Here is a 19,350-nt window from a genome sequence, read left to right on the forward strand (position 1 = left end):
CGGCTCAGCCCAGGTCCCAGACCTGCACCTGCGCCCCCGCCGGCACCTCCACGACGTCCTCGGGGATGTCCAGCAGCGCGTTGGCCGTGGCCAGCCACCGCAAGTGGTGCGAGGCGGGCGGCCCGTAGCTGAGCACCCGGCCCGCCTCGGCGTCGAAGATCGCCCGCCGGAACTGGCGCTTGCCGCGCGGCGAGGTCAACGACTCGGTGAGGACGGCGGGCCGCTGCGGCCGCTCGGGATCCGGCAGGCCCATGGCCCGGCGCAGCGCGGGCCGGAGGAACACCTCGAAGGACACCAGCGAGCTCACCGGGTTGCCGGGCAGCGTCACGATGGGCGTGCCGGCGACGCGCCCCACGCCCTGCGGCATCCCGGGCTGCATGGCCACCTTGACGAAGTCGACGCCCTGGTCGCCGTCGCGGCCGAACGCGTCCTTGACCACCTCGTAGGCCCCGGCGCTGACGCCGCCGCTGGTGATGATCAGGTCGGCCGCGGCGGCGTGGCGGTCGAGGATCTCGCTGAACTGCGCGACGTCGTCCTCGGCGGTCGCGATCGCGACCACGTCGGCGCCCGCGTCGCGCACCGCTCCGGCCAGCATGATCGAGTTCGACTCGTAGATCTGGCCCGGCCGCAGCGGGACGCCCGGGGCCACCAGCTCGGAGCCGGTGGACACCACCAGTACCCGCTGCCGCGGGATCACCGCCAGCTCGGCGATCCCCAGCGCGGCGGCGAGCCCGAGGACGGCGGCGGAGACCAGCTGCCCCTTGCGCAACACGACGGTGCCGGGCTCGACGTCCTCGCCGGCCCGCCGGATGTGCTTGCCCGGTTCGCGGGCCGCCCGGATCGCCACCACGTCCGCGCCGGCGTCGGTGTCCTCGACCGGCACGATGGTGGTCGCGCCCGCCGGGACGGGCGCGCCGGTCATGATGCGGTGGGCGGTCCCTGGCCGCAGGGACAGGGCGTCGGTGCGCCCGGCCGGGATGTCCTCCGCGACGGGCAACAGCACCGGCCGGTCGGCCGTGGCGGCCGCGACGTCCTCGGCCCGCACCGCGTAGCCGTCCATCGCGGAGTTGTCGAAGAGGGGCAGCGCCAGCGGCGCGACGACGTCGTCGGCCAGGGCCAGGCCCTGCGCCTCGGCCAGCGGCAGGGGCCGGGCGGGCCGGGCGCGGACGAGGTCGGCGACGACGCGCTGGTGCTCTGCTACGGACCGCACCCGGCCATTATCGGCCCGTCAGATTCCGAAGCTGACGCCGGTGAGCTCTTCGGAGACCGACCACAGCCGGCGCTGCAGCTGTTCGTCGTGGGATTGCGCGCTGGAGGAGACCAGCTTCGGGTGGCCGCGCTGCTCCAGGAAGCCGTCGGGCCCGAAGTACTGCCCACCTTGGACGTCGGGGTCGGTGGCGGCCCGCAGCGTCGGCAGCGCGCCCTGGGCCGGGCTCTGGAAGAGCACCGGCCCCAGCACCGCCTTGAGCGGCTGGAAGATGCCCGGCAGGTTGCGGGCCAGCTCGGTGTTGGACCCGCCCGGGTGGGCCGCGACGGCGATGGTCTTGGCCTCCGGGTGAGCCGCCAGGCGGCGCTGCAGCTCGTAGGTGAACAGCAGGTTGGCCAGTTTCGACTGCCCGTAGGCGGCGACCCGGTCGTAGCCGCGTTCCCACTGCAGGTCGTCGAAGTGGATCGCGGCCCGCAGCCGGTGCCCGAGGCTGCTCACCGTCACCACCCGGGACTCGCGGACCTTGCGCAGGTGGTCGAGCAGCAGCCCGGTCAGCGCGAAGTGCCCCAGGTGATTGGTGCCGAACTGCAGCTCGAAACCGTCCTTGGTGGTGGCCTTGGGGGTCCACATGACGCCGGCGTTGTTGATCAGCAGGTCGATGCGGGGGTAGGCGGCGCGCAACGCGTCGGCGGCCGCGCGCACCGAATCCAGCGAGGTCAGGTCGAGCGCCTGCAGGGTCACGTCGGCGCGGGGGCTGGCGGCGTGGATGCGGGACAGGGCGGTATTGCCCTTCTCCAGATCGCGGACGGCGAGCACCACGTGGGCGCCGCGGTAGGCCAGCGCGGCGGCCGTGTGATAACCGATGCCGGTGTTGGCGCCGGTGACGACGGCGACGCGGCCGCTCTGGTCCGGGATGTCGCTCTCCGACCAATTCCGTCCGGGGTCGTTTGCAGGCATGGCCCAGAACTTACTCACCGCGACGGGATTCCGCCGGTCGGCGCGGGCCGCCGCGGCGGCTCAGACCCAATGGTTGTCGTGCCGGGCGAACCATTCGCGGCGCTCGTCGTCGGTCATGTCGGCCAGCGCGCCGAAGTTCTCGAAGTAGGCCTCTCGCGGCGCGCCGGGCGCGAACAGCATCAGGATCGACGCGGGTTCGTCGGCCTCGTTGCGGAAGCCGTGGATTCCGCCCGGCGGGACGTAGAGGAAGTCGCCCTGGTGGCCGTCGACCCAGTCGGTGCCGTCGTAGAGCCGCATGGCCCCGGACAGCACGAAGAAGGCCTCCGACATGGCGCGGTGAAAGTGCGGGCCGGGACCACCGCCCTGCGGGCCGATGTCGACCCGGTAGAGACCGTAGTCACCGGCGGTGTCGCGCTGGCTCGCCAAATAGTGGTAGGCGACCCCGGGCGTCTGGTAGTCGGGCGGCTCCCCGCCATTTTCAGAGGCCCGCTTGAGCCAGGCGCTCACCTCCGGCTCGTCACGGGTGTAGCGGGGCGGCGGATACGGCGGCACGACCAGGGACACCCGTCCAGCGTGCCAGTTAGCATCGCGTAAGTGGAGTCCGGCGAAGACGTTCGCGTGCGGCGGCTGCTCGACGCCCAGGACAAGGCCGCGCGGCTGTTCGACGAGATCGAGCGGCGCGGCATGATCCGGCCCGGGGTGGGCGAGAAGGCGCTATCCGACGAGATCCGCGACCTCGCCGCCGAGCTGTTCGGGGTGACGCGGCACTGGCACCGGCGCATCGTGCGCGCGGGCGCGAACACCCTGCTGCCGTTCAAGGAGCATCCGCCGGACCGGGTGCTCGCCGACGACGACATCGCCTTCGTCGATCTGGGCCCCATCTTCGAAGACTGGGAGGCGGATTTCGGGCGCACCTTCGTGCTGGGCGACGACCCCGCGAAAGTCGCGGTGCGCGAAGCGCTTCCGCGGGTGTGGCAGGCGGGGCGCGACTACTTCGCCGCCCATCCCGACGTCACGGGCGCGCAGTTGTACGACTACGTCGTCGGTGTGGCCGAAGCGCAGGACTTCGGCTGGGGCAGCCCGATCGCCGGCCACCTGGTCGGTGAGTTCCCGCACAAGAAGATCGTCGGCGACGGCGTGCAGTGGTACATCACGCCCGGCTCGACCAAACCCATGCGCCGCGCGGGCGGCGACGGGCGGCCGTGCCATTGGATCCTCGAGGTCCACCTGGTCGACCGCCCGCGCGGCTTCGGAGGGTTCTACGAGCAGTTGCTCGACCTGGGTTAGTCGACGGGGTAGACGACGCCGGTGAGCTCTTCGGACACCGCCCACAACCGGCGCTGCCGCTCGGCGTCGTGCGACTTGGCGCTCGACGCCACCACCTTCGGGTGGCCCTGCATCTCCCCGAAGCCGTCCGGCCCGAAGTACTGACCACCCAGCACGCCCGGGTCGGTGGCGGCGCGCAGCGTCGGAAGGGCTCCGGTGGCCGCGTCCTGCGAAATCAGCCCGAACAGCGGCGTCACGACCCGCTCGACCGGCGCCGGGATGTTGCGCGTCAGCTCGGTGCGCGACCCGCCGGGGTGCGCGGCGACGGCGACCGTCGTCCCGCGCGGGGCCAGCCGGCGCTGCAGCTCGTAGGTGAACAGCAGGTTGGCGAGCTTGGCCTGCCCGTAGGCGGCGACCCGGTTGTAGCTGCGTTCCCACTGCAGGTCGTCGAAGTGGATGTCGGCCAGCAGGCGGTGGCCGAGGCTGCTGACCGTCACCACCCGCGAGCCGGCGACCGGCAGCAAGCGGTCCAGCAGCAGGCCGGTCAGGGCGAAGTGGCCGAGGTGGTTGGTGCCGAACTGCAGCTCGAAGCCGTCCTTGGTGGTGCCCTTGGGGGTCCACATGACGCCGGCGTTGTTGATGAGCAGGTCGATGCGGTCGTGGGCGGAGCGCAGCTGGTCGGCGGCGGCCCGGATCGATTCCAGGGAGGTCAGGTCGAGTTCCTGCAGCGCGACGTCGGCGTCGGCGCTCTGGGCGGTGATGCGCGCGACGGCGTCCTTGCCCTTGTCCAGGTTGCGCACCGCGAGCACCACGTGGGCGCCGCGGGCGGCCAACGCCAGGGCGGTCTCGTAGCCGAGGCCCGTGTTGGCCCCGGTGATGACGGCGACCCGGCCGGACTGGTCGGGGATGTCCGCGGTGGTCCATTTGGCCATGGCGGCCTCCTTGAACTAGTAGAGTAAACGGGGCGGGCGCTCCGGTTGCCCCCACTATATGGAACGCACGCCCCGTTTTGTCAACAGCGAGGTGATGAACAGATGGCGCAACCCAGGCCGTTGCGCGCCGACGCGGCCCGCAATCGGGCGCGCGTGCTGGACGTCGCCTACGAAACCTTCGCGGCCGAGGGCCTGTCGGTCCCGATCGACGAGATCGCTCGGCGCGCCGGGGTGGGCGCCGGCACGGTGTACCGGCACTTCCCGACCAAGGAGGCGTTGTTCGCCGCCGTCGTCGACGATCGGCTGCGCCAGCTGGTCCGCAGCGGCTACGCGTTGCTGGAGTCGGGTGCGCCCGGCGAGGCCCTGTTCGAGTACCTGCGGACGCTGGTGCTGCAGTGGGGGGCCGCCGATCGGGGCCTGGTGGACGCGCTGGCCGGGCTGGGCATCGAACTCGACAGCGCCGCTCGGGACGCCGAGGACGCGTTCCTGGAGATGCTCGGCACCCTGCTCGAGGCGGCGCAGCGGTCGGGCACCGCGCGGCCGGACCTCGGCGTGCGCGAAGTGAAGGCCATCCTGGTCGGGTGCCAGGCGATGGAGGCCTACAACTCCGAGCTCGCCGAGCGGGTGACCGACGTCGTCATCGACGGTCTGCGCGCTGGGCGATAACCACCGCCACTTCTTGCACTCGACATGGGCGAGTGCTAAGAATGACGTTGGCACTCGCGACTGGTGAGTGCTAGGTCGGGACGGTGAGACCAGGCCCAACGACAGCCCGGTCGTCCGTCGCGGGCACTGCACCCGGCCAGAACGTGTCATCCCCAATCCGGAGGAATCACTTCGCAATGGCCAAGACAATTGCGTACGACGAAGAGGCCCGTCGCGGCCTCGAGCGCGGGCTCAACGCCCTCGCCGACGCGGTAAAGGTGACGTTGGGCCCCAAGGGTCGCAACGTCGTCCTGGAGAAGAAGTGGGGCGCCCCCACGATCACCAACGATGGTGTGTCCATCGCCAAGGAGATCGAGCTGGAGGACCCCTACGAGAAGATCGGCGCCGAGCTGGTCAAGGAAGTCGCCAAGAAGACCGACGACGTCGCCGGTGACGGCACCACGACCGCCACGGTGCTGGCGCAGGCGCTGGTCCGTGAGGGCCTGCGCAACGTCGCCGCCGGTGCCAACCCGCTGGGCCTGAAGCGCGGCATCGAGAAGGCCGTCGAGAAGGTCACCGAGACCCTGCTCAAGTCGGCCAAGGAGGTCGAGACCAAGGACCAGATCGCCGCCACCGCCGCGATCTCCGCGGGCGACCAGTCGATCGGCGACCTGATCGCCGAGGCGATGGACAAGGTCGGCAACGAGGGTGTCATCACCGTCGAGGAGTCCAACACCTTCGGCCTGCAGCTCGAGCTCACCGAGGGCATGCGGTTCGACAAGGGCTACATCTCGGGCTACTTCGTCACCGACGCCGAGCGGCAGGAAGCGGTCCTGGAGGACCCCTTCATTCTGCTGGTCAGCTCCAAGGTGTCGACGGTCAAGGACCTGCTCCCGCTGCTGGAGAAGGTCATCCAGGCCGGCAAGCCGCTGCTGATCATCGCCGAGGACGTCGAGGGTGAGGCCCTGAGCACCCTGGTCGTGAACAAGATCCGCGGCACCTTCAAGTCCGTCGCCGTCAAGGCTCCGGGCTTCGGCGACCGCCGCAAGGCGATGCTGCAGGACATGGCGATCCTCACCGGTGGTCAGGTGATCAGCGAGGAGGTCGGCCTGTCGCTGGAGAGCGCCGACGTGGCCCTGCTCGGCAAGGCCCGCAAGGTCGTCGTCACCAAGGACGAGACCACCATCGTCGAGGGCGCCGGTGACTCCGACGCCATCGCCGGGCGCGTGGCCCAGATCCGCGGCGAGATCGAGAACAGCGACTCCGACTACGACCGTGAGAAGCTGCAGGAGCGCCTGGCCAAGCTGGCCGGCGGTGTTGCGGTGATCAAGGCCGGCGCCGCCACCGAGGTGGAGCTCAAGGAGCGCAAGCACCGCATCGAGGACGCGGTGCGCAACGCCAAGGCCGCCGTCGAGGAGGGCATCGTCGCCGGTGGTGGCGTGGCCCTGCTGCACGCGGCGCCGTCACTGGACGAGCTGAAGCTCTCCGGTGACGAGGCCACGGGCGCCAACATCGTCCGCGTGGCGCTGTCGGCTCCGCTCAAGCAGATCGCCTTCAACGGTGGTCTGGAGCCCGGCGTGGTCGCCGAGAAGGTCAGCAACTCGCCCGCCGGCACCGGCCTGAACGCCGCCACCGGTGAGTACGAGGACCTGCTCAAGGCCGGCGTGGCCGACCCGGTCAAGGTGACGCGTTCGGCGTTGCAGAACGCCGCGTCGATCGCCGCGCTGTTCCTGACGACCGAGGCCGTCGTCGCCGACAAGCCGGAGAAGGCGGCCGCACCCGCGGGCGACCCGACCGGTGGCATGGGCGGCATGGACTTCTAAGTCCCCAGCACGAGAAGGCCCGGCTTCCCGCGAGGAAGCCGGGCTTTTTCGTGTCTCGAGCGCCGAGCGTGAAGCTAGCCGCACGTTCGACGCCGAGCGTGAAGCTAGTTGCACGTTCGGGCGCACTGAAACGGCCCCCGCCCGACGCACCCGTACGCTGAGGCGCGTGGCCCTTCCGCAACCCTCGCCCACCAGCACCGCCGTCGTGACCGGCGCCTCGTCGGGCATCGGCGCCGACATCGCCCGCGAACTGGCCGACCGCGGCCACGGCCTCACCCTGGTCGCCCGCCGCGAAGACCGGCTACGCGAGCTCGCCGACGAACTGCGCACACGCGTCCGCGTCGAGGTGATCGCCTGCGACGTCGCCGATGCCGGCGCGCGGGCCGGCCTGTTCGACGAGGTCGGCCGCCGCGGGCTGACCGCCGACATCCTGGTCAACAACGCCGGCATCGGCACCATCGGCTCGGTCACTAAGACGCCCGTCGACGCCGAGGTCGCCCAGGTGCGGGTCAACGTCGAGGCCGTCGTCGACCTGACCACCCGCGCAGTGCAGCAGATGGTGCCGCGCGGCCGCGGCGCGATCCTCAACGTCGGCTCCACGGCGGGCTACCATCCCTTCCCGGGGCAGGCCTGTTACGCCGCCACCAAGGCTTTCGTGAGGACCTACACCGAAGGCCTGCGCGGCGAGCTCGCCGGCACCGGCGTCACCGTCGCCGTGCTCAACCCGGGGCCGGTGCGCACCGAGTTCCTGACCAGCGCGGGCATGGACGAGCGGGCCTTCGCCGACGCGTTCCCCAAAATCCTCTGGAAGCCGTCGCGGGAGGTGGCCCGCGCCGGGGTCGACGCCCTGGACCGCGACCGCGGCACGGTGATCGCGGGCCTGCCCAGCCAGCTCAGCACCCGGCTGTTTCAGTTCATGCCGCGCCGCGTGCTGCTGCCGCTGCTGAAGAACCAGCATCCGGCGTTGCGCAGGGACCGGTCAGCGAGCTGACGGCCACGGCCGCATCCAGCCCTCCACGGGCAGGGCCAACGCGTTGCACAGTGTGCAGATCGTGCGGTACCAGCCGACGGCCGTGAGCAGCTCGATGCGTTGCTCGTCGTCGAGGTCGCGGCCCAGCGTCGCCCACGTCGCCTCGGCCCACGACCCGGTGCGCTCGAGCTCGTCGACCGCCTCGATCAGCGTCCGCTCGGCGGGGCTCCAGCGCGGGTCGTCGGCGCCGCCGGTCACCAGCGCATCGCATTCGTCGTCGCTGACGCCGGCGATCGGCCCCCAGAACGCCGCCTGGCCGCCCCACTCGTAGGCGCAGCCCACCAGCGCGCAGGTGCGCAGGATCGCGATGGTCCGGGTCCGCGCGGGCAGCAACGCCGCGACGTAGAGGGATTCGCCGAGCTTGCGCAGCCGGGACGCCAGCGCCGGATGGCGTTGCAGGCAGCGCACCAGCAGCAGCGGCTCGTAGGCGCGGTCCGGGTGGCCCCAGCTGTGGATGCTGGCGGCGTCTTCCTCGCTCCACGGCGGGGCGAGCGGCGCGATGCGACTCACGGATCAGACTGTACGGCCCGGTAAAGCCGACTCCGGGGGCGTCGTCGCCTACTCGGGCACGGCGAACACGACGCAGTCGTGCAGGCAGCCCTTCGCGGCGTCGGGGGAGTCAGCGTCGCGGTGCAGCAGCGCGCGCGTCGGCGTCACCTCGAGGCGCACGGTGTCGCCGTCGGCCTCGGCCGTCTCGGCCCGGCCGTCCACGATCAGCGAGTAGCCGCCCGGGTCGGTCGGCGGCCACAGCAGGGTGACGTCGGCGCGACGCGCCAGGTTCGCCCGGGTGCGCCCGCCGATGCGCCCCACGTCGAGCGTCGCCTCCCGCAGCGCGGGCCGCACGGTCACGGTGTGGACGCGGCCGCCGTCGTCAACGGTGATCAGGTATGCGTACGGGTAGTCGGGAAGCGCCGCGGCCAGCGCTTTGAGGTCGACCTTCTTCTTCGCGCGCATGGTGGTCAGGATAGGCGCGCTACTCCGGGCCCGGGGGCGTCAGCAGCCCCGCGATCCGCGAGGTGAAGCTGCGGGCGACGGCGGCCGAACTGGCCTGCCGGGTCGCCGAGGTGCTGGTCGACTGGAAGCCCAGCGTCTGCAGCACCTCCTTCCACGGCGGCAGCTTCGCCACGGCCGCCGAGGCGTCGGCGTGGTAGCCGAACATCGCCGCCACGTCGGCGGCCCACATCTGCTCGTACGCCGCCTCGATGTCGGCGATCGCGGGGGTGTTCTGCCCGAGGTGATTGTTGGCCGCCAATGCCGACACCAACGCCCGGTTGGCGGCCACCACCGCCGGCTGCACCGTGGCCGCCAGCGCGTTTTCGAACGCGGTCGCGATGGCCGAGGCCTGGGTGGACACCTGCTCGGCCTGCGCGGCGGCGGTGCTCAACCAGCTGACGTACCGGCTGGCCACCGCCAGCATCGCCGACGACGACGCGCCCTGCCATGCACCGCTGGCGAGGTCGGAGGTGACCGACGAAAATGACGATGCCGACGACGCCAGCTCACCGGCCAGCCCGTCCCACGCCGCCGCGGCAGCAAGCAGCGGCCCGGGGCCAGGACCGGAGAAAATTAGTGCCGAGTTGACTTCTGGCGGCAACCACGCAAAATGCGGGTTCGTCACGGACCTTAACTTAACTGGGATCAGGCGTTTTTCGTGGCGTTATCGCGAGTGTGTGGGGATGGGTTGGCGGCCGCGCACCAATTTGCCGGGGCGGGCGTCGGTGGGCACCCCGTTTTCGGCGATGATTTCCCCCGATACGACGGTCGCGACGTACCCGTCGGCGGTCTGGTCCAGGCGGCGCCCGCCCGCCGGAAGGTCGTAGGCGATCACCGGCTTGTGCAACCGCAGCCCCGCGTGATCGATCACGTTGAGGTCGGCCTTGAAGCCGACGGCGATGCGGCCGCGGTCGCCGAGCCCGGCCACCCGTGCCGGCACGGAGGTCAGCTCCCGCACGGCCTCGGCCACCGAGAACCGCCCGGCCCTGCGGTCGCGCGCCCAGTGGATCAGGAAGAACGTGGAATAGCTGGCGTCGCAGATCATTCCGTAATGCGCCCCGCCGTCGCCCAGGCCCAGCACCACGTCGTCGCGGTGCAGCAATTCGCCGACGGTGTCCAGCGAGTTGCCCTGCAGGTTGCTCGTCGCGACCAGCAGCATGGCGCGGCCGTCGTCGTCGAGCAACCGGTCGTAGGCCTCCTCCATCGGATTCACCCCGCGCGCCCGGGCGCGCGCGCCGATGCTGTCCGCCGGGTTGGGCTCGTAATTGGGGTTGTCCCCCAACGGGTAGATCCAGTCCCACATCTGCGCGACGTAGAGGATCGGGTGCCCCTCGCCGGGCTTGTCGGCCAGGATCCGGGCGCGCACCTCGGGCTTGCGCATCTCGGCCACCCGCTCGGCGAGCGGCAGGTGCGCGATCTCGCGGTAGCTGGGGTAGAGCACGAACGGGTTCGCGGTCAGCTGCAACCCGATGATCAGCCCGATCGGGCGGGGCAACAGCTGGGCGGTGATGTCGCCGCCGGCGGCGTTCGCCTTCTCGATCATGGTGACGGCGTCCGGCCAGGTCGGGTCGCCGGAGTTGGCGACCACCAGGGTGAAGGTGAGCGGCAGGCCGACGTCCTCGGCGACGTCGAACACCGTCTGTAACACCGGCTGGTAGCCGCCGGCCGGGATGTCGGGCACGAACTGCAATAGGCCGCCGCCGCCGTCGACGACACCGCGGGCGATCTGCTCGATCTCCTCGCGGGCGGCGTCGTAGCTGGGAATCGGCGAGCCGCTCTCGGTCTTGTGGATGGTGAGCCGCGACGAGGCGAAACCGAGCGCCCCCACCTCGACGGCCTCCTTGGCGAGCGCGCGCATCTTGGCCAGGTCCTCGGCGGTGGCCGGCTCGCGGTTCGCGCCGCGCTGACCCATCACGTAGACCCGCAGCGGGGAGTGGGGCAGGTACGCCGCCACGTCGATGTCGCGCCGGCCGGAGTCGAGCGCATCCAGGTATTCGGGGAACGTCTCCCAGGTCCACGGCAGGCCGTCGGTCATCACGACGCCCGGGATGTCCTCCACGCCGGCCATCACGTCGACGAGGACGTCGTGATCCTCCTGCCGGCACGGCGCGAAACCGACCCCGCAGTTGCCCATCACCACCGTCGTCACGCCCTGGGCCGACGACGGCGTCAGGCGCTCCGACCAGATGGACTGGCCGTCGTAATGGGTGTGCAGGTCGACGAAGCCGGGCGTGACGAGCAGCCCCGTGGCGTCGATCTCGCGTTCGGCGGCCTCGCCGTTGACGTCGCCGACGGCGGCGATCACGCCATCGCGCACCGCGACGTCGCCGACGAACGGCTCACCGCCCAGCCCGTCGACGATGGTGCCATTGCGGATGACGAGGTCGTAAGCCATGGGAACAATCTACGACTGTGCCGGTCGCTCGTGCCAGGATCGCACGTATGCCTACTACCGACGCGGCCACCCAGGAAATATTGCGGGACTTGTTCACCCGGCTGATCGAGCATGTCGACGAAGTAACCGACGGTCTGACCGACGAGGTGTCGTACTACCGCCCGGCTCCCACCGCCAACAGCATCGCCTGGCTGCTCTGGCACAGCGCGCGGGTGCAGGACCTGCAGCTGGCCGACGTGGCCGGTGTGGAACAGGTGTGGCTGCGCGACGGCTGGGTGGACCGCTTCGGCCTGGACCTGCCACGCAACGACACCGGGTACGGGCACGGCCCCGACGAGGTGGGCAAGGTGCGGGCGCCGGCGGAGTTGTTGAGCGGCTACTACCACGCGGTGCACAAGCTGACGCTGGAATACATCGCCAGCGTGACTGCCGAGGAGCTCGCGCGCGTCGTGGACACCAACTGGGACCCGCCGGTGACGGCCAGCGCCCGGCTGGTCAGCATCATCGACGACTGCGCGCAGCACCTCGGACAGGCCGCCTACGTGCGGGGCATTCAGTAGATTCGCAGCGTGCGATTCGCGGCCGCGTTGTCCAGGGCGGTGTTGTGGCTGGCCACCGCGCTGGCGTTGACGGTCGCGATACCCGCGGCCTGGCTTCAGCTCAACGTTGTCGACACCGACGGTTACGCGGCACTGGCCCGACGGGCGGCAGCTGACCCGTCGCTGCAGTCCGCCACCGCGGCCGAACTCACCACGCGCGCAATGGGTCTCATCCCCGCCCACGGTGGATCGCAGTACCCGGTCGACGCCTCGCAGGTCCGCGACGCCGCCCGCGCCTTCACGGCGAGTCCGGCCTTCCCGCCGCTGTTCGCGCAGGCCAATCGCGAGGTGCACGGCTGGTTGTTCGGCGAGCCCGGGTCGGGCGGTGAGCAGTTGGCGATCGACGTCGCCCCGATGCTCAACGACAGCTCGATCCAACCGCTGCTGCGCCGCCACAACGTCGCCGTGCCGGCGAAATTGACCGTGCCGGTGACGGTTTCGTCGCCGTCGGTGCGGCAGGGGCGGCTCAGCCCGCTGGCCGACTGGGGACCGTGGCTGAGCGTGGGTGCGGTGGTGGTGGCCGGGGTCTGCGCGGCCCTGACGCTCCTTGCCGCGCGGCGCCGCGGCAAGGCGTTGAGCAGCCTGGGCGTGTGCGCGCTGCTGGTCGGCGCGGCCGGGTGGGCGGCCCTGGAGATCGTCGGGCGTCGCGTCGGCGCCGCGCTGAACCGCACGACCGGCGACGTGCGCGGCATCGCGGAGGTGATGGTCGGCACCGCCGAGGCCGGCGCGCATCACTGGCTGAACGTCACGCTGGTCGCGGGCGCGGCCCTGGCGGCGGCCGGTGTGCTGGTCGCGGTGCTCGCCGGCCTCGTCAGGAGTCCCGGCGGCTAGCCGAAGGTGAACGAGAACACCTGCAGACCCGGGCTGACCCGCATGTCGAGCTGGTCGCCGTGCGCTCCGGCGTCGGTGACTATTTGGTGCAGGGTGGGCGCCCCGCCGATCGGCGTCGTGGTGGTCTGCCCGTCTCGCGTCACGGTGAGGGTGCCCGTGCCCCCGACGACGGCGTAGACGGCCTTGGCGGTGTAGTTCAGCCGGATGGCGGCGTCGTCGCTGTCCGCGGTGGCGCCCTGGTCGTCGAGCTTCCAGCGGCCGTGCAGCGCGAACTTGTCGCCCGGCAGCGACGCCGGGTAGTCGAACGCCGCGGTGCCCGCCTTGTAGTCGCCGGTGCCGCCGTAGTTCCCGGCCCGCTCCACGCCCAGGTAGGTCTCCGGCGTCAGCCGGGTCTGTGGGGTGGTGTCAGGCGCGTGGGCCGGCGAGGGCAACTGGGTACCGGGATGGGCGTCGACCAGCAAATCGCGGATCAGTTTCTCGGTGCCGTCGTAGTCGCCTTCGCCGAACTTTGTGTGTCGCACTTGGCCGTTCGCGTCGATCAGGTACTCGGCCGGCCAGTACAGGTTGGAGAAGTTGTTCCATGTCGCATAGTCGTTGTCCAGCGCGACGGGATAGTCGATATGCAGCCCGGCGGCGCCGCTGTCCACGTTGGACGGGACTCGCTCGAACGCGTACTCGGGCGTGTGGACCCCGACGACGACGAAGCCGCTGTCGCGGTAGCGGTTGTACCAGTCGACCACGTGCGGGATGGCGCGCTGGCAGTTGATGCACGAGTAGGCCCAGAAGTCGATCAGGACCACCTTGCCCCGCACCGCCGCCGGATCCAGCGGTTTGCCGTCCGGGGTGTTGAGCCATCCGGAGATGCCGGCGATAGCCGGTGCCGGTCCGCACTGCTGCAGCTGCGTGGCGCCGTCCATGCAATCGGTCAGCGCGCCGTTGACGCTGACCCCGCCCGCGCTCAGCTGCAGGCCGCTGGACCCGGGCGGCGGCGGCGTCGCCGGGCCGGAGTTCAGCGTGCGCTGGATGTCGTCGGCGCCGATCTTGTTCTGCATCGCCGTCGTGTAGTCGGGGACCGCGCGCTGCAGCATCGCCGGCAGGTTGAACACCAGCGCGACGGCCAGCACGACCATCATGACGCCGCCGGCGATCTGGATCGCGCGTTGGCGGCGGCGGAACGCGGCGATGCGTTCCGCGACGCGCCGCCCCGCCAACGCGAACGCCAGCAGCGGCACCGCGTTGCCGAGCGCGAAGGTGCCAGTCAGCACCAGCGCGCCGGCCCCGATCGATTGCGTGCCGCCGGCGACCACGATCGCGGCGAGGACCGGGCCGGCGCAGGGCACATACAGCGCGCCCAGCGTCAGGCCCAGCCCGAAACCGTCTGTGTTGGGCCCGATCTGACGCTGCGGCAGGTACGCGAACGGTCGTTCGATGAGGTGCTGCAGCGGCGGGAAGATCAACCCCAGGCCGATCAGCACCAGCACCACCAGGGCCGCCCACCTGATGGCGTCCTGCGGCAGGTGCAGCGCGGTCAGCAGCGCCGAGCCGATCAAGGTGGCCACCGAGAAGCTGCACACCAGACCCGCGATCACCAGGTACGGCCGGGCGGCCGAACTGATGCCGCGGGAGCTGCTCGCGCCGGATAACAGAATCACCGGCAGCACGGGCAGGATGCACGGCGAGATCCCGGTGATGAGGCCGCCGAGGAATCCGATCAACGCGATGGTCTGCATGGCTGCTTTCTGGATCGGCGGGTCATGCTCCTACCTTTACCCACTGGCGACGACCGCGCCGTCAGCCGTAACAAATCACGCGCTGTGCGTTATACAAATCACACAATGTGCGTTACGCTCGGCCGGTGGCGCAACTCACGTTCCAGCGCGCCCGCACCGAGGAGAAAAAGCGCCAACGTGCGGAGGCCCTCGTGGAGGCCGCGCGTTCGCTGGCGCTGGAAACGGGTGTCGCGTCCGTGACCCTGACCGCCGTCGCCAGCCGCGCCGGGATTCACTATTCGGCGGTGCGCCGTTACTTCACCTCGCACAAGGAAGTGCTGCTGCACCTGTCCGCCGAGGGGTGGGTGCGGTGGTCGAACACCGTGTCGGAGAGGCTCGCCGAGCCCGGCGCGAAGTCGCCGTCGCTGATCGCCCAGACGCTGGCCGACGCGCTGGCCGCGGACCCGCTGTTCTGTGACCTGTTGGCCAACCTGCACCTACACCTAGAACACGAGGTGGACGCCGAGCGGGTGGTCGAGGTGAAACGGATCAGCACCGCCGCCACGCTCTCGCTTGCTGACGCCATCGAGAGCGGGCTGCCGGAACTCGGCCGCTCGGGGGCGCTCGACATCCTGCTGGCCGCATACTCGTTGGCGGCCACGCTGTGGCAGGTCGCCAACCCGCCGGAACGCCTCACCGACGTTTACGCCGAGGAGCCGGAAGTGGTGCCGCCCGAGTGGAACTTGGATTTCGCCTCCGCCCTGACTCGCCTGCTGACCGCTACGTGCGTCGGCCTCATCACCGAGAAGCCATGAACACCACGACGTACCACAAGGACATGGAGCGCCCATGACGACCACTGAGCCAAGGACCGAGCCACTGCGCAGGCAGGGCTCCGCCGGCGGGGAGGGCGACGAGGCCGCCCCGCGGCGCGCCAGGAAGAAGGGGTTCTTCGCGCGCTTCTGGCTGGTGCTCACCATCGCCGCCGTCGTCGCGCTGTCGGGGTTCGTCGTCTACCGCTTGCACGGCGTCTTCGGCGTTCACCGCGGTTCCTTCGGGGGTGGCACCTCGGGCGAGGTCCTCGACCAGTTCAACGCTAAAACCATCACGCTCGAGGTCTGGGGCGCGCCGGGCAGCACGGCGACCATCAACTACCTCGACGAGAACTCCCACCCGCAGCAGGCGCTCAACGTGCCCTTGCCCTGGAGCAAAGTCTTGAGTTCAACGAAGCCCGGCATCCCGGCAAACCTGGTGGCCCAAGGCGACGGCAGCTGGATCGCCTGCCGATTTGTCGTCAACAACCACGACGGGCACGGTGACGTCATCAAGGCTCCGAATCAGTCGCCCCCCAACGAAACGGTGAACGCCTTCGTGTACTGCCTGGACAAGTCCGCATGAGCGAATCAGTCGAGGCTGCGCCGCGCGTCGAGCAGCCACTGATCCCGCCGTTCCTGCCGCGCATGATCCACCGGCTCGCGCTGCCGATCGTCCTGGTGTGGTTGGGCATCGTGTTCGTCACCAACACCGTGGCGCCGCAGCTGGAGGTCGTGTCCAAGAAGCATTCGGTGTCGCAGAGCCCCACGGACGCGGTGTCGTTCCAGTCGATGATGCGGGTTGGATCGACGTTCAAAGAGTTCAACTCCGACAGCTCCGCGATGATCCTGCTCGAGGGCGACAAGCCGCTGGGGGCCGACGCGCACCGCTACTACGACGAGATCGTCAAGCGACTCGAGCAGGACAAGAAGCACGTCCAGCACGTCCAGGACTTCTGGAGCGACCCGCTGACCGCCGCGGGATCGCAAAGCCACGACCAGAAGGCCGCTTACGTCCAGGTGTACCTCGCCGGCAACATGGGCGGCGGGATGTCCGCCGAGTCCAGCGACGCCGTCCGCAAGATCGTGGACTCGGTGCCGGCGCCGCCGGGGATCAAGGCCTACGTCACCGGGGCGGCGCCGCTGTTCGCCGACCAGTCGCACGCGGGTGAGAAGGGCGTCGCGGTAGTCACCATGATCACCTTCCTGGTGATCGTGGTGATGCTGCTGTTCGTCTACCGCTCGATCGTCACCGTTTTGATCATGCTGTTGATGGTCTTCGTCGAGCTGGCGGCGGCCCGCGGTGTCGTCGCGACGCTCGGCAACTACGGCATCATGGGCCTGTCGACGTTCGCCAACAACATGCTCGTGCTGATGGCGATCGCGGCCGGAACGGACTACGCGATCTTCGTGGTCGGCCGCTACCACGAGGCCCGCGGTCTGGGCGAGACGCGCGAACAAGCGTTCTACACCATGTTCCACAGCACGGCCCACGTCGTGCTGGGGTCGGGGCTGACCATCGCCGGCGCGATGTACTGCCTGAGCTTCTGCCGGTTGCCCTACTTCTCGTCCCTGGGCGTCCCGTGCGCCGTCGGCATGCTGGTCGCGGTCCTCGCGGCCTTGACGCTGGCGCCGGCGGTCCTGACCGTGGCGTCGTTCTTCAAGCTGCTGGACCCGAAGCGCAAGCTGCAGACGCGGGGCTGGCGCCGCATCGGCACCGCCATCGTCCGGTGGCCCGCACCCGTTCTCGCGGTGACCATCGCCGCGGCCCTGGTCGGCCTGCTCGCGCTGCCCGGCTACAAGACGGACTACGACACCCGCCACTTCCTGCCGGCGGACACCCCGGCCAACATCGGCTATGCCGCCGCCGACCGGCACTTCGATCAGGCCCGGCTCAACCCCGAGCTGCTGATGATCGAGACCGACCACGACCTGCGCAACCCGGCCGACTTCATCGTCTTGGACAAGGTCGCCAAGGCGGTCTTCCACATCCCCGGCATCGGCCGGGTGCAGACCATCACCCGACCGTTGGGCACGCCGCTCGACCACAGCACCCTCGGGTTCCAGATGGGTGCGCAATCGGCCGGCCGGCTCCAGACCCAGCACTATCAGGAAGAGCAGGCGCAAAACCTGCTGAAGCAGGCGGACGAGCTCAAGAAGACGATGGCCACGCTGCACGAGCAGATGCAGGTCACCCAGGATCTGAGCAACACCACGCACGAGACCACCAGGCTCACCAAGGAAACCGTGCAGATCACCGAGGCGCTGCGCGACGACATCGCCAACTTCGACGACTTCTTCCGGCCGATCCGCAGCTTCTTCTACTGGGAGAAGCACTGTTACGACATCCCGGCGTGCTGGGCGCTGCGGTCGGTGTTCAACGCGCTCGACGGCATCGACCAGGTGGCGCAGAACATCGTGAACCTCAGCGCGAATCTGGACAAGCTGGATCAGATCCAGCCGAAGTTGGTGGCGCTGATCCCGCCGCAGATCGAGAGCCAGCAGCGCAACCTCGACACCGTGATGTCGAACTATGCCATCACCAACGGCCTGAACGACCAGGCGAAGGCGCAGGCCGACAACGCCACCGCACAAGGCGACGCGTTCGACAAGGCCAAGAACGACGACACGTTCTACCTTCCGCCGGAGGCGTTCAAGAGCCCGGACTTCGCGCGAGGTCTCAAGCAGTTCATCTCGCCGGACGGGCACGCGGTCCGGTTGATCATCTCTCACGAGGGTGACCCGGCGACTCCGGAAGGCATCAGCCACATCGAACCGATCAAGCAGGCCGTGCACGAGGCGATCAAGGGCACGCCCTGGGAGGGCGCCAAGGTCTACCTCGGCGGCACCGCCGCGACGTACAAGGACATGCACGACGGTTCCGACATCGACCTGATCATCGCCGGCATCTCCGCAGCCACCCTGATCTTCATCATCATGCTGGTGATCACCCGAAGCGTCGTGGCGGCCTTCGTGATCGTCGGCACGGTGCTGTTGTCATTGGGCGCCTCGTTCGGCCTCTCGGTGCTGGTGTGGCAGTACATCCTGGGTATCAAGCTGCACTGGATGGTGCTGGCGATGGCGATCATCTTGCTGCTGGCGGTCGGCTCCGACTACAACCTGTTGTTGATCTCGCGGTTCAAGGAGGAAATCCACGCCGGGCTCAGAACCGGCACGATCCGCGCGATAGCCGGTTCCGGTTCGGTGGTGACGTCGGCCGGTCTGGTGTTCGCCGCCACCATGGCCACCTTCATGTTCAGCCCGTTGCTGGTGATGGCCCAGGTGGGCACGACGATCGCGCTGGGCCTGCTGTTCGACACCTTGATCGTGCGGTCGTTCATGACGCCGTCGCTGGCCGCCTTGCTCGGGCGCTGGTTCTGGTGGCCGCAGCACGTGCGTCCGCGGCCGGCCAGCACCATGCTGCGACCGTACGGGCCGCGACCCGCCGTGCGGGAGCTGCTGCTGAAGAACGTCGAGGAGCACCCGGCGGGCGGATTGGTGCAGCCGCGCTGATCGCCGCGGGCGGATCTCTCGGCGCATGCCCGGTGACGCCCGCCGGTCTGGCGGGCCGCCCGGCACGGTGCGCTACGGTTCAGGCGCAAAAAATCGCCGGTAGCGGCGCTCTAGGCGCTGCTACCGGCGAGATAACTGTGGGGGTTCAGGCCCAGTTCCACACCGACATGTCGCCGGGCGGGTACTGGTTGCACACGTCGGTGGCCTTGGCCACCACGCCCTTGTTGTTGAAGAACAGCTTCATGTGGTTGACCCACGCGAAGGTCAGCGGGTCACCGTTGTAGAAGTTCTCCGAGTACTGCCTGCGGTCGGCCGGCGACATCGAGAAGAACCAGTGCACCTTGTCCTGGGTGGCCTGCTGCACGTTCGGGTGGTTGTTGTAGTCGATCATGTAGCGCTGGTAGTACACCGGGCTGGTGTCGCGCGCGGCCGCCATGTACTGCTCGGCGTCGCAGGTGGTGTTGATCATGCGACGGGGGACCGGGAAGTCCTCCGTGGAATCCGCTACCGCGGTCTTCGGGAACGTCACAGCGGCCACCCCGAGAGCGAGGAAAACCGCACCTGCACGCAAGCGAGAACTCAGCCGAGACATATTCAAACGGTAACACTTTTTGCACGGCGGTGAAGAAATTTGTAGC

Annotated in this window: 18 protein-coding genes and 1 pseudogene; 9 read left to right on the top strand and 10 right to left on the bottom strand. The window is 69.7% G+C overall.

Features of this window, described 5'->3' with window-relative positions; genetic code table 11:
* Nucleotides 1-4 precede the first annotated feature (4 nt).
* The 3 genes from glp to A5714_RS23015 are packed head-to-tail and all read right to left on the bottom strand — an operon-like array spanning nt 5 to nt 2,728.
* Nucleotides 5-1,210, bottom strand: a complete 1,206-nt coding sequence (glp, locus tag A5714_RS23005) for a gephyrin-like molybdotransferase Glp (protein WP_068289255.1) — start codon at nt 1,208-1,210, stop codon at nt 5-7.
* A gap of 18 nt (nt 1,211-1,228) precedes the next feature.
* Complete coding sequence (locus tag A5714_RS23010; RefSeq protein WP_068289329.1) at nt 1,229-2,164, bottom strand: SDR family NAD(P)-dependent oxidoreductase; 936 nt, start codon at nt 2,162-2,164, stop codon at nt 1,229-1,231.
* A 60-nt stretch (nt 2,165-2,224) separates the two neighbouring features.
* Nucleotides 2,225-2,728, bottom strand: a complete 504-nt coding sequence (locus A5714_RS23015; protein WP_068289258.1) for a cupin domain-containing protein — start codon at nt 2,726-2,728, stop codon at nt 2,225-2,227.
* A 30-nt stretch (nt 2,729-2,758) separates the two neighbouring features.
* On the opposite strand from A5714_RS23015, the gene A5714_RS23020 reads away from it, so the two are divergent.
* Nucleotides 2,759-3,451 carry a M24 family metallopeptidase gene (locus A5714_RS23020; RefSeq protein WP_068289261.1) on the top strand — a complete coding sequence of 231 codons (693 nt, stop codon included), beginning with the start codon at nt 2,759-2,761 and terminating at the stop codon, nt 3,449-3,451.
* On the opposite strand, the gene A5714_RS23025 is transcribed toward A5714_RS23020, so the two are convergent.
* A complete protein-coding gene (locus A5714_RS23025; protein ID WP_068289264.1) occupies nt 3,448-4,362 on the bottom strand; it encodes an SDR family NAD(P)-dependent oxidoreductase in 915 nt (304 codons plus the stop codon). The two genes, A5714_RS23020 and A5714_RS23025, sit on opposite strands and share 4 nt — an antisense overlap.
* 102 nt (nt 4,363-4,464) lie before the next feature.
* Here A5714_RS23025 and A5714_RS23030 point away from each other — a divergent pair, with 102 nt between their 5' ends.
* The 3 genes from A5714_RS23030 to A5714_RS23040 all read left to right on the top strand — a co-directional run bounded on the left by A5714_RS23030 (nt 4,465) and on the right by A5714_RS23040 (nt 7,821).
* Nucleotides 4,465-5,028, top strand: coding sequence for a TetR/AcrR family transcriptional regulator (locus A5714_RS23030; RefSeq protein WP_068289267.1), 564 nt, complete (start codon nt 4,465-4,467; stop codon nt 5,026-5,028).
* A 176-nt stretch (nt 5,029-5,204) separates the two neighbouring features.
* Complete coding sequence (gene groL / locus A5714_RS23035; RefSeq protein WP_068073530.1) at nt 5,205-6,830, top strand: chaperonin GroEL; 1,626 nt, start codon at nt 5,205-5,207, stop codon at nt 6,828-6,830.
* A gap of 166 nt (nt 6,831-6,996) precedes the next feature.
* On the top strand, nt 6,997-7,821 hold the full coding sequence (locus A5714_RS23040; RefSeq protein ID WP_068289271.1) for an SDR family oxidoreductase: 825 nt from the start codon (nt 6,997-6,999) through the stop codon (nt 7,819-7,821).
* Here A5714_RS23040 and A5714_RS23045 read toward each other — a convergent pair.
* The 4 genes and pseudogenes from A5714_RS23045 to A5714_RS23060 all read right to left on the bottom strand — a co-directional run bounded on the left by A5714_RS23045 (nt 7,810) and on the right by A5714_RS23060 (nt 11,248).
* Complete coding sequence (locus A5714_RS23045; RefSeq protein WP_068289274.1) at nt 7,810-8,370, bottom strand: carboxymuconolactone decarboxylase family protein; 561 nt, start codon at nt 8,368-8,370, stop codon at nt 7,810-7,812. The two genes, A5714_RS23040 and A5714_RS23045, sit on opposite strands and share 12 nt — an antisense overlap.
* Before the next feature lie 48 nt (nt 8,371-8,418).
* The gene (locus tag A5714_RS23050; RefSeq protein ID WP_068073537.1) at nt 8,419-8,814 is read right to left on the bottom strand and encodes a hypothetical protein; all 396 of its coding nucleotides are present in this window, start codon (nt 8,812-8,814) and stop codon (nt 8,419-8,421) included.
* A gap of 127 nt (nt 8,815-8,941) precedes the next feature.
* Nucleotides 8,942-9,478, bottom strand: a pseudogene (locus tag A5714_RS23055) (PPE family protein); the annotation flags it as partial.
* A 39-nt stretch (nt 9,479-9,517) separates the two neighbouring features.
* Complete coding sequence (locus tag A5714_RS23060; protein WP_068289278.1) at nt 9,518-11,248, bottom strand: amidohydrolase family protein; 1,731 nt, start codon at nt 11,246-11,248, stop codon at nt 9,518-9,520.
* A 47-nt stretch (nt 11,249-11,295) separates the two neighbouring features.
* Here A5714_RS23060 and A5714_RS23065 point away from each other — a divergent pair, with 47 nt between their 5' ends.
* Both A5714_RS23065 and A5714_RS23070 read left to right on the top strand, forming a co-directional pair.
* Entirely contained in the window at nt 11,296-11,808 is a 513-nt protein-coding gene (locus A5714_RS23065) for a mycothiol transferase (RefSeq protein ID WP_068289280.1), read from the top strand.
* Between the two features lie 9 nt (nt 11,809-11,817).
* Nucleotides 11,818-12,678 carry a hypothetical protein gene (locus A5714_RS23070; RefSeq protein ID WP_068289285.1) on the top strand — a complete coding sequence of 287 codons (861 nt, stop codon included), beginning with the start codon at nt 11,818-11,820 and terminating at the stop codon, nt 12,676-12,678.
* On the opposite strand, the gene A5714_RS23075 is transcribed toward A5714_RS23070, so the two are convergent.
* Nucleotides 12,675-14,408 (bottom strand): cytochrome c biogenesis protein DipZ, encoded by a 1,734-nt coding sequence (locus tag A5714_RS23075; RefSeq protein ID WP_068289287.1) that lies wholly within the window; start codon nt 14,406-14,408, stop codon nt 12,675-12,677. The two genes, A5714_RS23070 and A5714_RS23075, sit on opposite strands and share 4 nt — an antisense overlap.
* Nucleotides 14,409-14,515: 107 nt before the next feature.
* Between A5714_RS23075 and A5714_RS23080 the strand changes: the two genes are divergently transcribed.
* The 3 genes from A5714_RS23080 to A5714_RS23090 are packed head-to-tail and all read left to right on the top strand — an operon-like array spanning nt 14,516 to nt 18,712.
* A complete protein-coding gene (locus A5714_RS23080; RefSeq protein WP_156671382.1) occupies nt 14,516-15,202 on the top strand; it encodes a TetR family transcriptional regulator in 687 nt (228 codons plus the stop codon).
* A gap of 34 nt (nt 15,203-15,236) precedes the next feature.
* Nucleotides 15,237-15,785: an MmpS family transport accessory protein gene (locus A5714_RS23085; RefSeq protein WP_068073547.1), complete on the top strand. Its 549-nt coding sequence runs from the start codon at nt 15,237-15,239 to the stop codon at nt 15,783-15,785.
* On the top strand, nt 15,782-18,712 hold the full coding sequence (locus A5714_RS23090; RefSeq protein WP_068073548.1) for an RND family transporter: 2,931 nt from the start codon (nt 15,782-15,784) through the stop codon (nt 18,710-18,712). The genes A5714_RS23085 and A5714_RS23090 overlap by 4 nt, the downstream gene beginning before the upstream one ends.
* 145 nt (nt 18,713-18,857) lie before the next feature.
* Here A5714_RS23090 and A5714_RS23095 read toward each other — a convergent pair whose 3' ends face one another.
* Nucleotides 18,858-19,304, bottom strand: a complete 447-nt coding sequence (locus A5714_RS23095; protein ID WP_068289290.1) for a DUF5078 domain-containing protein — start codon at nt 19,302-19,304, stop codon at nt 18,858-18,860.
* Nucleotides 19,305-19,350 lie beyond the last annotated feature (46 nt).

The sequence above is a fragment of the Mycobacterium sp. E2462 genome (genome assembly GCF_001672685.1).
Classification (GTDB): Bacteria; Actinomycetota; Actinomycetes; order Mycobacteriales; family Mycobacteriaceae; genus Mycobacterium.

What these genes read in the sequence shown, in the direction of transcription:
- A5714_RS23010 (WP_068289329.1), bottom strand. Translation starts at nt 2,164, where the DNA reads ATGCCTGCAAACGACCCCGGACGGAATTGGTCGGAGAGCGACATCCCG.
- A5714_RS23025 (WP_068289264.1), bottom strand. Translation starts at nt 4,362, where the DNA reads ATGGCCAAATGGACCACCGCGGACATCCCCGACCAGTCCGGCCGGGTC.
- A5714_RS23030 (WP_068289267.1), top strand. Translation starts at nt 4,465, where the DNA reads ATGGCGCAACCCAGGCCGTTGCGCGCCGACGCGGCCCGCAATCGGGCG.
- groL (WP_068073530.1), top strand. Translation starts at nt 5,205, where the DNA reads ATGGCCAAGACAATTGCGTACGACGAAGAGGCCCGTCGCGGCCTCGAG.
- A5714_RS23050 (WP_068073537.1), bottom strand. Translation starts at nt 8,814, where the DNA reads ATGCGCGCGAAGAAGAAGGTCGACCTCAAAGCGCTGGCCGCGGCGCTT.
- A5714_RS23060 (WP_068289278.1), bottom strand. Translation starts at nt 11,248, where the DNA reads ATGGCTTACGACCTCGTCATCCGCAATGGCACCATCGTCGACGGGCTG.
- A5714_RS23065 (WP_068289280.1), top strand. Translation starts at nt 11,296, where the DNA reads ATGCCTACTACCGACGCGGCCACCCAGGAAATATTGCGGGACTTGTTC.
- A5714_RS23075 (WP_068289287.1), bottom strand. Translation starts at nt 14,408, where the DNA reads ATGCAGACCATCGCGTTGATCGGATTCCTCGGCGGCCTCATCACCGGG.
- A5714_RS23085 (WP_068073547.1), top strand. Translation starts at nt 15,237, where the DNA reads ATGACGACCACTGAGCCAAGGACCGAGCCACTGCGCAGGCAGGGCTCC.
- A5714_RS23090 (WP_068073548.1), top strand. Translation starts at nt 15,782, where the DNA reads ATGAGCGAATCAGTCGAGGCTGCGCCGCGCGTCGAGCAGCCACTGATC.
- A5714_RS23095 (WP_068289290.1), bottom strand. Translation starts at nt 19,304, where the DNA reads ATGTCTCGGCTGAGTTCTCGCTTGCGTGCAGGTGCGGTTTTCCTCGCT.